This window comes from Paraburkholderia sp., assembly GCF_034668105.1.
GTDB lineage: Bacteria > Pseudomonadota > Gammaproteobacteria > Burkholderiales > Burkholderiaceae > Paraburkholderia.
Genome location: NZ_JAXDPY010000090.1, coordinates 1 through 16,379, shown reverse-complemented (window position 1 = coordinate 16,379; position 16,379 = coordinate 1). Strand labels below are relative to the sequence as shown.

Here is a 16,379-nt window from a genome sequence, read left to right as displayed (position 1 = left end):
CGCGAGCGAAGGCCAGTCGCTGCCGGTGATGCTCGCGGGACTCGCTGCGCAAGCGGTGCAGGGGGCGCAAGTGGGTCAAGCGGCTCAGGCGACTCAGCCTGCACAGGCAGCACAACCAGCAGCCAGCCTATCGGCGGCGGCAACACTCGCCAACGGCCTGCATATCGTCCCCGAGTTCCTGGGAAACCGCGCCCCGTTCGCCGACCCTCACGCGAGAGCCGTGATTGCGGGCCTCGGCATGGAGGACGACCTGAATAGCCTGGTCGCCCTCTACATTGCCGGCATTTGCAGCATCGGTTACGGCCTGCGCCAGATCATCGAAGCGCAGGCGACGGCCGGTGCGCCGATCGAGCGGGTGATGATCAGCGGCGGCGCGGGGCAACTCGATCTCGTCCGGCAACTGCTCGCCGATGCGACGGGCAAGCCCGTCCTCGCCACGCAGGCGGAAGAGCCGGTATTGCTGGGTGCCGCGATGCTGGGCGGCGTCGCGGGCCGAAGGTTCGACGACGTTCGTTCGGCGATGGCCAGCATGTCGCGGATCAGCAAAACCTACGAGCCGGCCACCGGCAACATGGCGGCGCTGCACGAGGCGCGGTATCGTGCTTTCGAGAAACTGCAGAGCGTGGCCAGAGAAATCCGCTAGCGCGCTGAGCATCGCGTCGGGGCTTCGCGTGCTACCAGGTCGCGTCGAGCGGACGGCTTACGCGCCTCTGTGCGTCTCGTTCGAAACGCTAATTCACCGCTCGACCAGCGCAAGCACCCGGCAAGGACTTCTCGAGCCGCCTACGATCTTGAGCGGCGGCGTAATCAGCATCGCGCCTTTCGCCGGAAGCTTGTCCAGGTTGACAAGGCTTGCAAGCCCGAACTTATTGTTGCCATGCATGGTCGAGTGACAGGGGAACGGCTTCGAGAAAGCATAAGCCTGACCCGCATCGGTTCCGACGCCTTCGGCGCCCCAACCCAGAACGTCGCGCTCCTTTGCCAGAAATTCCGGTAGATCGGGATGAGGACCGGGCGTGTGACTGCCGTCTTCGCGTGCATTCAAAAATGAATTGGTTAATCGCGAAACTTCACAGGCGTGAATCCGCAATCGATGCCAACACGTTGCGCTGCCTGTTATCGACCGATACCGCGACCAGCAACGCCATGGCCGCGATAACCGCGGGCGCGGCCATCGACGTCAAAATGGCAAGCATGCCAAAGCCCGCGGCCGAAAGCGCTCCACCACCGAGCGCCCCGAGAATCCCCCCCAAACGCCCGACGCCCAGCATCCACGCAACCCCGGATGCTCGACCATGAGTCGGATAGAACAGCGCTGCGAGGGCCAGCATGGACATCTGCGCACCCGTCATGCAGACACCTGCGACAAAAGTCGCGATCCCGAGCGATTGAACATTGGCGGCACCTTGTCCCATCGCGCAGACGGCAACGCCCAGCATCAGAAATGCCAGGGCGACCACCCGCCATGGATTAAAGCGGTCCATCAACCAGCCACAACCCAATGCGCCGATCACGCCCCCCGCCGGAAACAGAGCCGACACCAACGACGCCTGGCGCAGTGTGAACCCCGCGTCATGGATCATTGTCGGCATCCAGCTCGTCAGCATGTAGTAGACCAGCAAGCCCATAAAGTACGCTAGCCACAACATCAACGTGCCGAACCTGTAACGCGTGGAAAGGATTAGAGCAAGCGGTGCACTATCCTTCTCGCCCACCCGGTCAGACACGGAGAACCTTGAAGCAATCACCGGCTCTCCACGTGCAATTCTTCGAAGCACCCGGCGAATCTGTTCATCCGGCCAACCCTTGATCACCATGAATCGCACCGACTCCGGCAGCGCAACAAGGGCGCATGCAAGCAGCACTGGCGCAATCCCGCCCACGAGGAAGATCGAGCGCCATCCAAAGTCGGGTATCAATGCGGCAGACACCACACCACCGGCCGATGCGCCTAAAGTGAACCCGCAGAACATGATGTTCAGCAGCAAGGATCGACATCTCGCAGGCACATACTCCGACAACAGCGTCGTCGAGTTGGGGAGCGCTGCACCCAGCCCAATGCCGGTAAAGAAACGAAAGACCGACAGTTGCCACACCCCTCCGGCGAATACGCACGCGATCGTCCATACGCCGAAGAAGCAGACCGATCCCACCAGAACCTTACGGCGCCCGACCCGATCGGCAAGGGGGCCGGCGAGAAGCGCGCCAACCGCGAGACCGATGAGCGCTGCGCTCAATACGGGGCCAAGCGCGATCTTAGTGACACCCCATTGTTTGGCGATCGCCGGCGCAACGAACCCGATTGCACTGGTATCGAATCCGTCTAGCGCGACGATCAAAAAGCAGAAAAACAGGATCAGCCATTGATAAGGCGAGAACTTACATTCGTCGATAAACTGCTCGACGTTGAGTACTTTCTGTTCGCCGATATCCGCTGTGCTCATGCCAACTCCGTGATGAAGCACGTGGGGCGTTCGCTGGAACACCGCCCACGTACCGTGGTTAATCGTTGCCGTGTAAATCGACGGAGCGCGGGGGTTGACGCTTTATTCAGCCAACTCGCGCATCTGCCCTATGTCCCGCTAGAACGAATGCCGGATGCCCGCCATCACAGCAAGCTGGCCAATGCCTGCCGCCGGCGTGGTGCCTCCGCCACCGGCGCTTGCGGAAAAATGCGCGTTGGCGCTGTTCCACAAATACGTACCGTCCACATAGACAGCGGTTGCTTTCGACAGAAAATAAGTCGCACGAACCGTTGTCATCGTCGCCCGCGCATCCTGTTCGCGCACCACCATCCGATACCCTTCGCCCTCGATAACAAATGTCGGTGCAACGAAATACTGAGCGCCTAGGTAGTACAGATTCGACCGTACGTCGGTTGCCGCCGTGGAGTTTGTCTCGACGTGTCTGCCCAGCCATCCCGCGCCGAGTTTCAGTCCGCCAAGATGCACGTAACCGTTGGCCTCGATACGCGAGTCCTTGTCCGCGCCTGAAGCAATGGGAAACGTGCCGACGCCGTCAAAGAAGCTCGCCGCGGCGTTGGTACCGCCTCGCTGTTCGCCGTATGCAGTCGCCACCCCAAAGCTGGGCCCGTCGTACTTGAGCATTGCGCTCCACTCCCGGCATTGGGTGAACTGGCCGGGAACCTGACCCGCGCATGTACCCTGCCCGGGCGAATTACCGGTACCGGCCGAGTCGCGCCCGAACGAATACGAGGCACCGAGCGTGACTCCCTTATAGGTTCCCTTGTAGACGATACTGTTATCGGCTCGCGCATTGGGCAGATAGTTATCCAGCGCGCCGATGCCATGAATGTCGGGGCCAAGCATGTCTGCGTCAGCTAGCGCCCAGAACACCATGTTGTACTGGCGCCCGAAAGTCAGCGCGCCCCACGGGCCCTCCAGGCCAACCCACGCCTGACGCCCAAAAAGCCGCCCTCCTTGCCCCAAGTCTCCGCCTCGCGTATTGAAGCCACTCTCCAGAGTAAAGATGGCCTTCAACCCGCCCCCAAGATCCTCCGTGCCGCGAATCCCCCACCGGGAAGGGAGCTCTCCGCTGATGGACGGCATCCGGATGACGTGGTCACCTGCGGAATTTGCGTGAGACACGTACTCGATACCGGTATCCATCAAACCATACAGTGTGACGCTGCTTTGTGCGAAAGCCGATGCACTCACCATTCCAAAACCAAACGCCGCAACCAGTCCACGCTTCATATGCTTCCCAATGAATGTTCATTCGCTTCGGCGTACCAAGTACTTTATGTGGTACGGATCATTGGTTGAGCTTAGGGTTGCAAATAAAAAGCAACAACACGGTGAAACACCGGGCGACGGAAGTTCAATCTGTCTGGTCAGCAAATCCTTAAAAATCAAATTCTACCGAATCAAGAAAATACCCACGATGCTGCTCTATTTTACGAAATTTATAGGCAATTCTTTTAAATGACATCCTTGAGAGAGAACCACCCGCCATCTCGAACATCGAAGTGAATTGTGTTCATATCCCTATTGAACAAAGTAACCCGTGCATGGCCTCCACCGCGTCTCGACCGGCGTCCAGCCTGTGCGCGTCACTTGAATGCCATTCAATGGGGTATTGCAAACTCGTCCCTTCATCCTTGAGCAACGATGTGGCATCGTGACCTTGGAAGTGAGCACCCTATTGTCGTGTGCCGGCAAACAGTGCCGACCTCTCAGACGCGGCGCCATCAATCTGGACCGCACAGGTGACCTTTAAAAAACTAGTGAGGACGATGTGTCACAAACCAATACCCCAAGCCGTAAAGACGAACTGATAGCGAAATGTCTGCCCTTTCTTGAAGAGGTCAAAGACCTGACTACCGGTAACGAGGTCGAACAATGGCTCAACGACAAATACGGCCCGTCGAGCGAGTTCTATCAAGATCTGAAACGACTGATCACGATTGGCGTGGTGGAGGAAGGCTGGGCCGCCAACGTCGAGATAGCCGGACGCAAATACCGGCGCGCACGTCTTGTGGACCCCTCTGAAGACACCTTTGGATTCAGCATCACCGCTGTCTATATGGATAGCACCGGAAACGATCAGAACAATCCTGAGGGAAGCTTCCGGGGTGATTACCACGCCCATCCCTATGGCGAATTCAACATGGTGGTGGCGCTAAACGAAGGTGCTGCCCTCGCCGGCCCGAACGGGTGGTGTTATGGCGGCTGGACTGCGCCGGCGCCGGGCAGTCATCACTATCCGGAAACCAAGGGCGGCGCCATTATCGCGTTGTTCTTTCTGCCCGCAGGGCGCATCGCGTACAACATCAAAGCGCCCGACGCAAACTGATCGACAGCATGCACCGGGCGCATAGGATTGCGCCCGGGCACTGCAATCAGCGAGTGATCAGTTGTTTCGTCACGCCGACGAGAGCAAGACCCACGCGCCGAACTTCCGCGTCCGCTTTCTCGTCGGCAAGCCTGCCACTCCCTGCAAATGCCTGGTGGGCGGAACCCAGCGAGAACACTTGCGGAATCAGGATCGTACCCAACTTCTCAAGCACGCCGCGCGTCCCGAGCATTGCGCGAATTCCGCCCATTGGCCCCGGCGACGCCGAGATAACCGCCGCCACCTTACCCGCGAAGAGCGTTAGGCCCGGGTTGCCCGCCGCGGTCGGCCGGCTTACCCAGTCAAGCATGTTCTTGAGCACCGCCGTGTAGCCGCCGTTATGCTCCGGCGAAGCGACTAGCAGCGCGTCATGTGCGGCGAACAATTCCTGGAGTGCTCGAACCCGCTCAGGGACGCCGTTCTCGCGTTCGACATCAGCATCGTAAATGGGCAGCGGATACTCAGCGAGAGTGATAAACCTTACCTCCGCTCCATCCGCCGTCGCGCCGGATGCGGCTATTTCCAGCAGTTTTTGATTGAGGGACTCACGGCGGGAACTCCCGCAGAAGGCGAGGATTTTTACAGTCATAGTCTGAACGTAACCAGGTCAAAGAAAGGGTTGAGGCAAATTGACTGAACACGCGCGAGCGGATCCGCGTCGCGTATTCAGATGACATCGAAGCCGACAAACGTCGTAAAGCTTTCGACCTTCTCGCGCGGAATGGCGAGTTTATTGACGACCGAACCTTGATCCGCATAACCCAGCGACATGCCGCACACCACATCAAAGCCAGGGTCGAGTGAGAGATGCTCCGCGATGATTCCCTGATAACGTGCGAACGACACCTGCGGGCAGGTATCCAGACCTCGCGCGCGCGCGGCAAGCATGACGGTCTGCAGAAAGAGGCCGTAGTCGAGCCAGCTGTATTTCGTCAGTCTCGCGTCCACACTGAAGATCAGGCCAACCGGCGCCCCAAAAAAGCCGAAGTTCCGGCCCGTGGCAAGAGCCCGGCCAGCGAGGTCCGCCTTATCGATCCCGAGCGCACCATAGTATCGGGAGCCGAACGCCTCCTGCATGGGGCGATACGCTTCCGGCATGGGATCGGGAACATGCTGGAGCGGTGGATGCAAATCCGCCACATGAGCCCGCATAAGCACTTCACTCAGCGACTCCTTGGTTGTTCCGCTCAAGACATGCACCCGCCAGGGTTGCATGTTCGAGTTGCTTGGGGCTGTGCGAGCGACATCGAGAATATCAGCGATGTCTTCTTGGGAGACTGCATCTGGACGAAAAACGCGAACGGCTTTCCGGGACCGAATAACCGAATCAATAAGGTGAACGTCCGAATGCATTTGATGGCCGGTCTCCACGGCTTCACGGATATCTATATGCATAGTGTCTCCATGATGGCACAGCCCGACCGTCACGCGCGGTGAAAAGACTTCAAGGTAACCTTGAAGAAAACAGGATTGCCTAGCTTCGAACCTGCCTGCCGACGTCGAGTATCTGCGCGCGCAACCACTGCAAGGCCGGATCGTGTGCATTTCGCGCATGCCACACCGCGCGGACTGAAGACTCCGGACACGGATACGGCGTTGCGCGCGCTTTCAACTCGCCGTAGCGCTCGAACTCGCGCCCCAATGGAGAAGGCACGACAGCAAACATTTCACTGTGACGCAGCAACGCGGGAATGGCCAACGAATGGGCCACAGCGACCCGCACGCGGGGTCGCGCCGGTTCGTCTGCAAAGGCATCCTCCAGGGCTTGCCGATCGAACATTTCCGATTGCCGCGCCAAACCGCGTTCAACGATAAAGCCGCCGACGGCGCCCTCTTCCGAACCGCCGAGCGAGACCGCAGCAAGTGGATAATTCAGCAGATCGTCGCGAGTGACGTCCCGCTCGCCGATGGGGTGATCCAGACGCATCACCAGCACGTCTCTCTGCTGCCATATCAGCACCGACTGAAAGCGCGACGGCACCTCCGCGAAAATGCCAACGGCGATATCGATCCGGCCAATATCGATCTGCCCGGCGAGGTCCAACCGGGTGGAAGGCCGTATGACGAGGTTCACCATGGGCGCTTCGGCGGCGAGCCGCTGACTGAGACGGCCGAGAAGCAGCATCGTGATGTAGTCGTTCGCCGCGACGACAAACTCACGTTCGGCAACCTGGGGCCGGAACGGCTCGTCGCCTAGTGCTACCTGAATCTGTTGGAGTGCGTTGCGCACCGGCGCTGCAATCGCGACTGCCCGGGCAGTCGGCTCCATTCCTTTCGCCGTACGCACGAACAGATCGTCTTCGAGTGCATCCCGCAGCCGCCCCAGCGCATGACTAATGGCGGACTGACTAAGATTCAGCCGCTTTCCCGCGAGGACCAGATTGCGATCCTCGAACACCGCGTCGAATACTCGCAGGAGATTAAGGTCAATCCGTCCGAGGTTCATATTATTAATAGATCAGCATGGCGGTGGCTTTATTTTACTCGCGCTCAATCAAAGCCAGCGGCGAACTCTCGCGCAATAAGCTGCATAATCTGCGGGATCGAGAACACGCATGTGTGCCTCCTCGAAGCGAACCTGAAGTTGCGCGAGGATGTCACACACAACAAAACACAGTAAAACCGGCCACGTCTGAACCAACAGAACCTGACCGAATAAGGATAGCCTGATGCCGAGATAGATCGGGTTACGCGACACCGCAAACGGGCCGGAGGTGACTAGCTCCGTGCGCACCTGATCATCGACCCCCATGCGCCAGGAAGCACCCATGGCCGATTGCGCGGCGACCACCCAGATGAGCGCAATGAACAGGCACGCTACGCCGCACCAGCGAATTGCCTGGAAGGCGGCAAGCTCTTTGATAATCATTGGGCCGGGATCGCCGGTGACTGCGTAGAAAACGACGAAGGCGCCATCCATGACGGGAAGCCATACATAGAAGTGTCGCGCTACGTAATCACGAACGGAACTGCCGTTTGAGAAAGACAGCGAGTTCCGACCTGCGCCGATTGCGAAAACGATGCGCCCGACGACGGCAAGCGTTCCGAAAAGGCCGGCGTGAAAGAGAGGAATAAAGCGCCACAGAAGCTCATGCGTCAAATGCATGTTCAGGAATCGAAACCCAGGAAGCTGGAGAAATTCCCAACCGGCTCGCGAGTCATATCGAGGCGATTCAGTACCGACTCCTCACCGGGAAATCCAAGGCTCATTCCACACACCACTTCAAAACCCGGCGGAAAGTGGAGGTGCTCCGCGATGATGTCCTGATAGCGCACAAAAGATACCTGCGGGCACGTAGCCAAACCGACGGCCCTCGCGGCGATCATGACCGTCTGGAGAAACAGCCCGTAGTCGAGCCAACTGAACTTCGTCAGAGTGGGATCAATAGCGAAGATCAGCCCGACTGGCGCGCCGAAGAAATCAACATTCTTTCCCGTGACCTTCGCGCGCTGCCGCGCGTCGCACTTTGGCACGCCGAGCGCTCCGTAGTACACCGCACCGAAGGCCTCCTGCCTGAGCCGCATAGCTTCGGGTAACGGGTCCGGCAGGTGCCGCAAGGGAGGGTGCCGGTCCTCGACGTGGGCGCGTCCCAGCAACTCGCTAAGCGCGGCTTTTTCCTCGCCGGCCAGCACGTAAACATGCCAGGGCTGAATATTCGAATTACTGGGTGCGAACTTCGCGACATCCAATATCTCTTCAATGACTTGCCGCGAGACAGGATCCGGTCTGAAACACCTTACCGCCCGGCGCGAGCGAATGACCGCATCAACGACGGATGCCTCTGGGTGGGAGTTGCGGTCAATTGCCATAAGTGAATAGCGCCGAGCAAGGTTTCCTTATGATGACATAGCGCAAAAATGCATTGCGATGAAACTTGTGCAAGAGCGAAATGAACGGCCTACAGTCCCAACGCCTCCAGCCACGGAAATACTTTTCCTGCAGTGTTGCGCTGATGGCGCGACCGGTGCAGCGCCGTCGGTCTCTCACACGGCAGGAATCGTCCGCGCCCCACGGCATCCGCGACGGCGCCGCCGGCCCGCTCCCACACCACCTCGCCGCGCGAGATCGTGATGCCCGGCCAGGCGCGCACCGCGCGCCCCTCATACGGCGTGTAATCGACGTTGTGATGCAGGTCCGCGTTGCGAATCGGACGAGGTTCGAACGTATCCCAGATCACCAGATCGGCATCCGAACCGATCGCGATGGTCCCCTTCTGCGGATACAAGCCGTAGAGCTTCGCCGGCCCCGTCGAGGTCATCTCGACGAAGCGATTGACATCGATTCGCCCAGCCAGCACACCCTCGGAAAACAGCAGCGCGAGCCGCGTCTCCAGACCTGGAATGCCGTTGGGTACCTTGTTGAACGACGCGTGCTCGCCATGCACCTTCTTGCCATCGGGACCGTCGAAACGAAACGGCGCGTGATCCGATGAAAACACGCTGAACACGCCATGATCCAGCGCGCGCCAGACGGCGTCCTGATTCGCGGCATCGCGCGGCGGCGGACTGCAAATGCATTTCGCGCCTTCGAAACCCTCGAGCGCGAGATCGTCTTCGGTCAGGAAAAGATATTGCGGACAGGTCTCGGCGTAAATCGGCGCGCCGCGCCACTGCGCCTGCTGGATCTGCTCGATCGCCTCGCGGCCTGACACGTGCACGATCAGCACCGGCGTATCGAGCAGCTCCGATAAGGAAATAGCGCGATGCGTGGCCTCCCGCTCCACCACCGGCACGCGCGAGAGCGCGTGATACGACGGCGCGCTCAAGCCGCGCTCCAGCATCCGCTCGGTCAGCCACGCGATACAGTCGGCGTTCTCGGCGTGAATCATCGTCATGGCCTGCTCGCGCCGCGCGACGGCCAGCAGATCGAGAATCTGCCGGTCGTTCAGCTTGAGCGCGTCATACGTCATGTAAATCTTGAACGACGTGTAACCACGCGCAATCAGGTCGGGCAGTTCGCGTTCGAGCACATCCGGCGTCGGATCGGTGACGATCAGATGGAACGCGTAGTCGACCAGCGCGCGGCCTTCCGCGCGGCGATGGTAGTCGTCGACGGCTTCCTGAAGTGTGCCGCCGCGCTGCTGGCAAGCGAACGGAATCACCGTCGTCGTGCCGCCGCAGGCAGCCGAGCGGGTGCCGCTTTCGAAGTCGTCGGCCATCACGGAGTCGTCGCCGGTGGGTTGGTCGAGGTGGCAGTGCGCATCCACGCCGCCTGGCAGCACCCAACGCCCCGCTGCGTCGATCTCGCTCGCGCCGCATGGCAGATTTGCGCCGAGCATGACGATCACGCCGCCGGCGATGCCGATGTCGGCCTCATAGACGTCCGCGCCGGTCGCAATGCGCGCGTTGCGCACGACCAGATCGAGGCACACGTCGTCTTTCATGCGGCCTCCATAGAGAGGCGCCTGGCGGCTGCGGCTTCTTCGCGAATCAGCGCAAGCACATGGCGCTTGAGGTCGTTGAAGCGCGGCGACGTGATATCGCGCGGGCGCGGCAGATCAACCGGAATCAATTCGCGGATGCGTCCGGGCCGGTGCGTCATCACGGCGACCTGGGTGCCGAGCAGCAAGGCCTCGTCGACGCTGTGCGTGACGAACACAATGGTCGAGCGCGACTTCTGCCAGATCGTCACGAGTTCTTCCTGGATTTCGGTTTTGGTTTGCGCATCGAGCGCGGCAAACGGCTCGTCCATCAGGATCACGCCGGGGTCTAGCAGCAATGCCCGCGCGATTCCGACACGCTGGCTCATGCCGCCCGACAATTCCGCCGGATAGTGATGCTCGAAACCCGTCAGACCGACCAGATCGATATACGGCTGCGCAAGCGCGCGCCGCTCCTTCTTCGAACGGCCTTGCAGCTTGTGATAGAACGCGACGTTTTCCCATACCGGCAGCCATGGCATCAGCGTGGCTTGCTGGAACACCATGCCGCGATCGGCGCCCGGCGCATCCACCGCGCGGCCGCCGACCCGTACCGTACCGCTCGTCGGCTTCTCGAAGCCGGCGATCATGTTGAGCAACGTCGACTTGCCACAGCCGGACGGGCCGAGCAGGCACAGCAACTCCTGTTTCTCGAGACTCAATGAAACGTGATCGAGTGTCACCAGTTTCGTGCCGCGTTTCGCATCGGCGAAAACCTTGGTGATATCGTCGAATTCGACATAGGACATGATGGGTTCCTTCGATTGCGTTCGTTCAGTGACGGCCGGCGGCGGCGCCGCGGCGTTGCCAGTGGAGCACCGAGGCCATCAGGCGCCTCATGCCCAGATCGGACAGATAGCCGAGCAAGCCGATGCTCACCATCGCCGCGATCACGAGGTCGTAGCGCAGGAAGTAATACGAGTCCCACAGCACGTAGCCGAGCCCGCTCTTTACCGCGACCATTTCCGCGGTCACCGTCAACATCCACGCAGAGCCGATGGCGATGCGCAGGCCCGCGAAAATGCTCGGCAGCGCGGAGGGCAGAATGATGAAACGCAGCAATTGCAACTGGGTCGATCCCATCATCGCGGCCGCGCGAATCAGATTGCGATCGGCGTTCTTCACGCCATGAATCGTGTTCATCAGAATCGGAAAGAACGCGCCCAGAAACACAAGGAAGATCGCCGGCTTGTTGGCGATGCCGAACCAGATGATGGCCAGCGGAATCCACGAGACCGGCGGAATCGGCCGCAACATCTGCAGCGTGGGCTCGATCGCCTGCTCGACCCAGCGCCACCAGCCGATCGCCACGCCCAGCAGAATGCCGGACAGCGCCGCGATCGCGTAGCCCGACAACACCCGCGCGAGACTCGCGGCGGCGTCGAAGATCCAGCGGCCGCTATCGGCCTGCGACGAACCATCGATCGCGAAGAGCCAGTCGGCCCACGTTGCGATGACTCGCGAAGGCGCCGGCAGCAACGAGGCCGGAATGATCCCCGAGCGCGCGAACACTTCCCAGAACACGATCAGCGCGACCGGCACGAAACACCTGATGAAGCCCGCACGCGCCCGCGCGCCGGACTTCGCGAGCGTGCGGGACAACGGGGATTTCCGGTTAGCGGGTGCAGTGTCGATCTGATCGACGTGACCGGCTTGCTCGGGCGTGGCGGATGCTTGTGACATGAATGCGCTCCTTAATAACCCAGCGCGCTCTTCGGCTGGCCGGTCGCTTCGCTCAGGAACGTGTAGTTCATGTTCTTGTCGATGGCAGGCGTGACGTCGGTCGACACGTAATGGAGGTCCTTCATCATCTTCGCGATCGCTACTGTCTGTGTGCGATACATGTGGTAGTCGGGATACGAATTCTTCAACGATTCGACAGCCACGGTCTTATCGAGCGCGGTGTACTTGTTGATCGAATCGAGCCAGCCGGTCTGATCGGTCTTCAAACTGTCGACCATCTTCACGACGGCCGCGACGGTCGCCTTGACCGCTTCCGGGTGATCCTTGATCACGTCGGAGCGTGTGACGATCAGGTTGCTGAGCTTGCCGGCCGCCTGGTCATACGGGAAGTCGAACAGTTTGCCCGCGCCGGACAGGCGAATCTGCGAGGCGAACGGTTCGACCGAGCACACCAGATCGATCTCGCCGCGCTGCAAGGCGCCGACGTGGTCGGCCGGGTTGGGGATATTGATGAACTGCACATCCTTGTTCGGATCGATACCGTGCATCTGCAATTCGCCACGCATGTGCAGGTCCTGCGCGTTGCCGCGCGAGGCCGCGACCTTCAGCGGCGAGCCCTTTGCCTTGGCGTCGGCCACCAGTTTCTTCAGGCCGGCCCAATCGTCCTGCTTGAGGTTCAGCCCGCTGCGCATCAGGATTTCCGAGCCGCCGTTCACCTGGCCGGATACCGCGACCACATCGAGCCCGCGATCCAGCGCGGTGACGAAATGCAGATACGTGACCTGCCCGATGTCGACGCTGTGCGACACGAGTGCCGTCAGCACATCGTTGCCCGAGGTGAAGTTGATGGTTTCGATCTTCGCGTCCTTGGTGAACTGCGGCACCAGCGCCATCGAAAGACACTGCGCGCATTTCGCGAAACCGAGTTTCACTTCCGGTTTCGCGCCGCTCGACTGAGCTTGAACGGGCGACGTGACGGCCAGCCCGACGAACGCGGCGGCGAGCAATGCTTGACGAAACATGGGTGTTTCTCCTCGAAGATAGGCGCCCGGATCGGGTGACGCTTCAATAGAGCAACTTGTATGCCAACAATTAATTATTGGATTGTATGCAAAACAGGCGGTCTGTGTATTCGCTTTTCCGGCACGGCGGAGCGGCTTGCCATGGACGGATCGGGGTCGAAATATGACAGACAAAGGCGATAAATCAGCGCACGCGATGTTCCGCCGTGGTGCGAGCCACGCCATCTATCGGTGCGTGTCGCCCGTGCATGGCCTGAACATGACCCAATCTGGAGAGAATGGAGGAGAATTTATGTACACAAACAGGCAGGCGATTGTTCTATCGCTGACGTGGACTTCAGATAACAAATCCGTAATGCTTTGGACGCGCGCCGGTAAGCATCATTCGAGCAGGATCGTCCCATAGCGCCGATCACCGGAAATCCCGGAACCGCGACCCGTTCTTTTGTGTGGAGTACATATGCGACTTATTGTGTGGGGCCACGTTGCGGTCATATCGGGTCTGGTCATGATGCTCGCCGGCTGCGCCTCGACCAGTGGCAATTCAAATTTGAGTGCAGCGCACAGCCCACAGCTGCCCGAATCGTACCCCTGCCAGAGCATGCATGTCAGGGCGATGAACTGCCCGCTCGGATAGCGAGGCACCCACCGCGCGCGCCCATCCCGGCAGCGACGCGCGCGGTTTCTCAAAGCTGCCCCGAGGGCATTTCCAGATATCACTGAACACAGTGGGCTGCGGCATTCGGTTGCACGCGCTCAATTACGACCGCCTTTCTGCAACCCATAAACTAACTTTCCGCCATGTCAGGTATATAAAAAAACACGCCGGAAAGGGTACAGAGTGGATCGCTCCCAAGGAGCACAGTTGCAGCAGGCCGAGTGAATTGTCGACTTTTGCAAGTTTCCTGGCGAATATCACGGTCCGAAAACTGGTATATGCGTCAGTTTGCCTCAGCACCTCCCGAACAGCGAAGGTGCATCTTTATTTGGAGTAGTGATGTACGCAGAAAGTATCGACAAGTTCGCGAAGGTGGGTGCTCACAAGGCGTCGGCCGTGCGGCGATCTCCGCTGGCGTTTCTGATTGGTGCGGCAATGGCGGGAGCCTATATTGGCTTCGGCGACATTCTCATGTTTTCGGTGGGCGCGCACGTCGGGCCGGCCTACGTGCACCTCATAATGGGTGCTGTATTTGCGTGTGCCCTCACAATGGTTGTGTTTGCCGGGTCCGATCTATTCACGGGAACGGCAATGTACATGCCGTTAGCCGTATTGAAAGGTGAGACGGGGATCGGCAGCATGTTCGCCGTGTGGGTGACATGCTGGATCGGCAATCTCATCGGCGCCATTATCCTGGCGGCGATTCTGCACGCAGCAGGCGGCGGTGTTCTACTGACCGACGGTTCAGATGCGTTCTTCAAGGCCGTGGAAGCAAAGATGTCCGCCCCGGATCTCCCTCTGTTCGCCAAGGGTCTGCTGTGCAACTGGCTGGTTTGCCTCGCGATCTGGATGGCCGCACGTACGACGAACGACGGCGCAAAGCTCGGGCTGATCTTCTGGCCGATCTTCGCATTCGTTGCAAGCGGCTTCGAGCACAGCGTCGCAAACATGTTCGCATTTGCGCTTGCATTGATGGCCGATCATCCCGCCTCGATCACGCTCGCAGGCGCTATTCACAACGAATTCTTCGTGACCGCGGGCAATCTGGCTGGCGGTGCGATCTTCATGGCCCTTGGCTACTGGCTACAGGAAGGCGGCATCGGGCATGCATCTCAAGCTCGCGTGCCGGCAGCGGAGCGGGCTCGAACCCATTGAGCGGGAAACGCCTGCTGCGTCATAGAAGACGGATACCCTTGTGCGAGGGCTGCGCTTGCGCGCCGCCCCGCTCAAACTCGAGGCAGGTTCGATAGCGCCCTGTCACGCCGCGAGCACGCGTTCCGGCGGCGCCATGAATTCCGGCCCCACCGGATCCTTGACGAAATGCGCGACAATTGCGTCGATCTGCTTGAACGCCTTCTCGTCGAGGTGCCAGCCGAACACATCTTCGATCCCGTCCAGCTGATCCGGACGACGTGCGCCCCACAGCGCGATCGTCGGGCCGCGGTCGAGCACCCAGCGCACCGCCAGCGCGAGCACCGACTTGTCGAAGTTATCGCGCGCGAACACGTTGAGTGCTTTCACGGCCGCGACATACTGCTCGCGACGCGGCGCGCAGAACTTCGGGTCGCGCTGACGCAGATCGTCGCCCTCGAAGCGTGTCTCGACGCCGATGCGCCCCGCCAGCAGCCCGCGGCATAGTGCCCCATAGGCAAGCGCGACGAGCCCATGCTGTTTGGCATACGGCAACACGTCATGGTCGATATCGCGTTCGAACAGGTTGTACGGCGGCTGCGTGGCCGACAGCGGCGCCACGCGCCGGAACGCATCCATTTGTGCCGGAGAGAAGTTGCTGACGCCCAGCGCCCGCACCTTGCCTTCCTTGCGCAGATCGTCGAGCACCGCGGCGGTCTCTTCGATCGGCACCAGCGGATCGGGCCAGTGGACCTGATACAGGTCGATGTAATCTGTCCGCAAGCGCCGCAGCGTATCCTCTACCTCCTGGCGAATGCGCTCCGGCGACGAATTGCGGAACACCGCGCCGTCGCGCCATTCCAATGCGACCTTGGTCGCGATGACTGCCTTGTGCCGATACCCGTCGGCCAGCGCCTTGCCGACGATCTCCTCCGAAGCGCCGAAGCCGTACACCGGCGCTGTGTCGATCAGATTGACACCGCTGTCGAGCGCCCGGCGGATCACCGCGATCGAGTCTTTCTCGTCGGTGCCGCCCCACATCCATCCGCCGATTGCCCAGGTGCCGAGGCCGACGCGCGAGACGGGGGTCGTTAAACCTTCAATTGCGATTGTTTCAATAGTCATGTGAAGCTCTCAAATCAAAGCGCTATATCAAGCACCGCAGCCGGGTCGAATGCGATCTGACAAATGGCGACGTGCCCATCGAACGGGCAGGCGAACCGATTATTTCAGCGGCATCCGGCGATCACAAGAAGGCACCCGACGGTTTCATACTTTCCCCACGGAAACTAATTGCTACGACGGCGCTTACGCGCACGACAAACGCGCAAAGCAAAACCGGCGATCCGGCGCGGGCCGACTATCAGCTCACATCACTGCGGCGTAGCGGTATCGCTTAGCGTGGCCGCCGCCGCATGAGGTCGAGGCAAACCGCTAGCGTGGGCTCAGCAAAGCCGTGAGAAATTGCCCATAATTGCGCGCAGTCTTCGAGCAACCGTTGGGACATTTGATGAAAGCAGTTTCTGGCGCACCGCAATCCCCGATCGCATTTCTGGCTGTAGCGTTGGCGTTCGCGATCAACATGATGGGCACGACACTGCCGACGGCCAT

Annotated in this window: 16 protein-coding genes; 3 read left to right on the top strand and 13 right to left on the bottom strand. The window is 60.2% G+C overall.

Annotated features, from left to right (window positions below):
* The coding region (locus QOC89_RS04650; RefSeq protein ID WP_323043948.1) for an FGGY-family carbohydrate kinase at nucleotides 1-643 on the top strand (643 nt) is incomplete at its 5' end.
* Between the two features lie 93 nt (nucleotides 644-736).
* On the opposite strand, the gene QOC89_RS04645 is transcribed toward QOC89_RS04650, so the two are convergent.
* The 3 genes from QOC89_RS04645 to QOC89_RS04635 form a co-directional block, all read right to left on the bottom strand.
* Nucleotides 737-1,090, bottom strand: a complete 354-nt coding sequence (locus tag QOC89_RS04645; RefSeq protein ID WP_323043947.1) for a hypothetical protein — start codon at nucleotides 1,088-1,090, stop codon at nucleotides 737-739.
* Nucleotides 1,071-2,444: an MFS transporter gene (locus tag QOC89_RS04640; RefSeq protein WP_323043946.1), complete on the bottom strand. Its 1,374-nt coding sequence runs from the start codon at nucleotides 2,442-2,444 to the stop codon at nucleotides 1,071-1,073. The genes QOC89_RS04645 and QOC89_RS04640 overlap by 20 nt, the downstream gene beginning before the upstream one ends.
* Before the next feature lie 138 nt (nucleotides 2,445-2,582).
* Nucleotides 2,583-3,716 (bottom strand): porin, encoded by a 1,134-nt coding sequence (locus QOC89_RS04635; protein WP_323043945.1) that lies wholly within the window; start codon nucleotides 3,714-3,716, stop codon nucleotides 2,583-2,585.
* Nucleotides 3,717-4,257: 541 nt separating this feature from the next.
* Between QOC89_RS04635 and QOC89_RS04630 the strand changes: the two genes are divergently transcribed.
* Nucleotides 4,258-4,815, top strand: a complete 558-nt coding sequence (locus tag QOC89_RS04630; RefSeq protein WP_323043944.1) for a DUF4863 family protein — start codon at nucleotides 4,258-4,260, stop codon at nucleotides 4,813-4,815.
* Nucleotides 4,816-4,861: 46 nt separating this feature from the next.
* Here QOC89_RS04630 and QOC89_RS04625 read toward each other — a convergent pair whose 3' ends face one another.
* The 9 genes from QOC89_RS04625 to QOC89_RS04585 form a co-directional block, all read right to left on the bottom strand.
* The gene (locus QOC89_RS04625) at nucleotides 4,862-5,443 is read right to left on the bottom strand and encodes an NAD(P)H-dependent oxidoreductase (protein ID WP_323043943.1); all 582 of its coding nucleotides are present in this window, start codon (nucleotides 5,441-5,443) and stop codon (nucleotides 4,862-4,864) included.
* 77 nt (nucleotides 5,444-5,520) lie between these two features.
* Complete coding sequence (locus QOC89_RS04620; protein ID WP_323043942.1) at nucleotides 5,521-6,249, bottom strand: nitroreductase; 729 nt, start codon at nucleotides 6,247-6,249, stop codon at nucleotides 5,521-5,523.
* Nucleotides 6,250-6,328: 79 nt separating this feature from the next.
* Nucleotides 6,329-7,300, bottom strand: a complete 972-nt coding sequence (locus QOC89_RS04615; RefSeq protein WP_323043941.1) for a LysR substrate-binding domain-containing protein — start codon at nucleotides 7,298-7,300, stop codon at nucleotides 6,329-6,331.
* A gap of 48 nt (nucleotides 7,301-7,348) precedes the next feature.
* Nucleotides 7,349-7,960: an isoprenylcysteine carboxylmethyltransferase family protein gene (locus QOC89_RS04610; RefSeq protein ID WP_323043940.1), complete on the bottom strand. Its 612-nt coding sequence runs from the start codon at nucleotides 7,958-7,960 to the stop codon at nucleotides 7,349-7,351.
* Between the two features lie 2 nt (nucleotides 7,961-7,962).
* On the bottom strand, nucleotides 7,963-8,664 hold the full coding sequence (locus tag QOC89_RS04605; protein ID WP_323043939.1) for a nitroreductase: 702 nt from the start codon (nucleotides 8,662-8,664) through the stop codon (nucleotides 7,963-7,965).
* Between the two features lie 89 nt (nucleotides 8,665-8,753).
* Complete coding sequence (hydA, locus tag QOC89_RS04600; RefSeq protein WP_323043938.1) at nucleotides 8,754-10,238, bottom strand: dihydropyrimidinase; 1,485 nt, start codon at nucleotides 10,236-10,238, stop codon at nucleotides 8,754-8,756.
* Entirely contained in the window at nucleotides 10,235-11,023 is a 789-nt protein-coding gene (locus QOC89_RS04595; protein ID WP_323043937.1) for an ABC transporter ATP-binding protein, read from the bottom strand. Before QOC89_RS04595 ends, hydA begins: the two co-directional genes overlap by 4 nt.
* Nucleotides 11,024-11,048: 25 nt before the next feature.
* Nucleotides 11,049-11,957, bottom strand: a complete 909-nt coding sequence (locus QOC89_RS04590) for an ABC transporter permease (protein ID WP_323043936.1) — start codon at nucleotides 11,955-11,957, stop codon at nucleotides 11,049-11,051.
* A gap of 11 nt (nucleotides 11,958-11,968) precedes the next feature.
* Nucleotides 11,969-12,979 carry an ABC transporter substrate-binding protein gene (locus QOC89_RS04585; RefSeq protein ID WP_323043935.1) on the bottom strand — a complete coding sequence of 337 codons (1,011 nt, stop codon included), beginning with the start codon at nucleotides 12,977-12,979 and terminating at the stop codon, nucleotides 11,969-11,971.
* 997 nt (nucleotides 12,980-13,976) lie between these two features.
* Between QOC89_RS04585 and QOC89_RS04580 the strand changes: the two genes are divergently transcribed.
* Complete coding sequence (locus QOC89_RS04580; protein ID WP_323043934.1) at nucleotides 13,977-14,792, top strand: formate/nitrite transporter family protein; 816 nt, start codon at nucleotides 13,977-13,979, stop codon at nucleotides 14,790-14,792.
* Between the two features lie 102 nt (nucleotides 14,793-14,894).
* Here QOC89_RS04580 and QOC89_RS04575 read toward each other — a convergent pair whose 3' ends face one another.
* The gene (locus QOC89_RS04575) at nucleotides 14,895-15,893 is read right to left on the bottom strand and encodes an aldo/keto reductase (RefSeq protein WP_323043933.1); all 999 of its coding nucleotides are present in this window, start codon (nucleotides 15,891-15,893) and stop codon (nucleotides 14,895-14,897) included.
* Nucleotides 15,894-16,379: the final 486 nt, after the last annotated feature.

Bases quoted from the DNA above. Each gene is read 5' to 3' on its own strand.
- QOC89_RS04640 (WP_323043946.1), bottom strand. From the start codon at position 2,444: ATGAGCACAGCGGATATCGGCGAACAGAAAGTACTCAACGTCGAGCAG.
- QOC89_RS04635 (WP_323043945.1), bottom strand. From the start codon at position 3,716: ATGAAGCGTGGACTGGTTGCGGCGTTTGGTTTTGGAATGGTGAGTGCA.
- QOC89_RS04625 (WP_323043943.1), bottom strand. From the start codon at position 5,443: ATGACTGTAAAAATCCTCGCCTTCTGCGGGAGTTCCCGCCGTGAGTCC.
- QOC89_RS04620 (WP_323043942.1), bottom strand. From the start codon at position 6,249: ATGCATATAGATATCCGTGAAGCCGTGGAGACCGGCCATCAAATGCAT.
- QOC89_RS04615 (WP_323043941.1), bottom strand. From the start codon at position 7,300: ATGAACCTCGGACGGATTGACCTTAATCTCCTGCGAGTATTCGACGCG.
- QOC89_RS04610 (WP_323043940.1), bottom strand. From the start codon at position 7,960: ATGCATTTGACGCATGAGCTTCTGTGGCGCTTTATTCCTCTCTTTCAC.
- QOC89_RS04605 (WP_323043939.1), bottom strand. From the start codon at position 8,664: ATGGCAATTGACCGCAACTCCCACCCAGAGGCATCCGTCGTTGATGCG.
- hydA (WP_323043938.1), bottom strand. From the start codon at position 10,238: ATGAAAGACGACGTGTGCCTCGATCTGGTCGTGCGCAACGCGCGCATT.
- QOC89_RS04595 (WP_323043937.1), bottom strand. From the start codon at position 11,023: ATGTCCTATGTCGAATTCGACGATATCACCAAGGTTTTCGCCGATGCG.
- QOC89_RS04590 (WP_323043936.1), bottom strand. From the start codon at position 11,957: ATGTCACAAGCATCCGCCACGCCCGAGCAAGCCGGTCACGTCGATCAG.
- QOC89_RS04585 (WP_323043935.1), bottom strand. From the start codon at position 12,979: ATGTTTCGTCAAGCATTGCTCGCCGCCGCGTTCGTCGGGCTGGCCGTC.
- QOC89_RS04580 (WP_323043934.1), top strand. From the start codon at position 13,977: ATGTACGCAGAAAGTATCGACAAGTTCGCGAAGGTGGGTGCTCACAAG.
- QOC89_RS04575 (WP_323043933.1), bottom strand. From the start codon at position 15,893: ATGACTATTGAAACAATCGCAATTGAAGGTTTAACGACCCCCGTCTCG.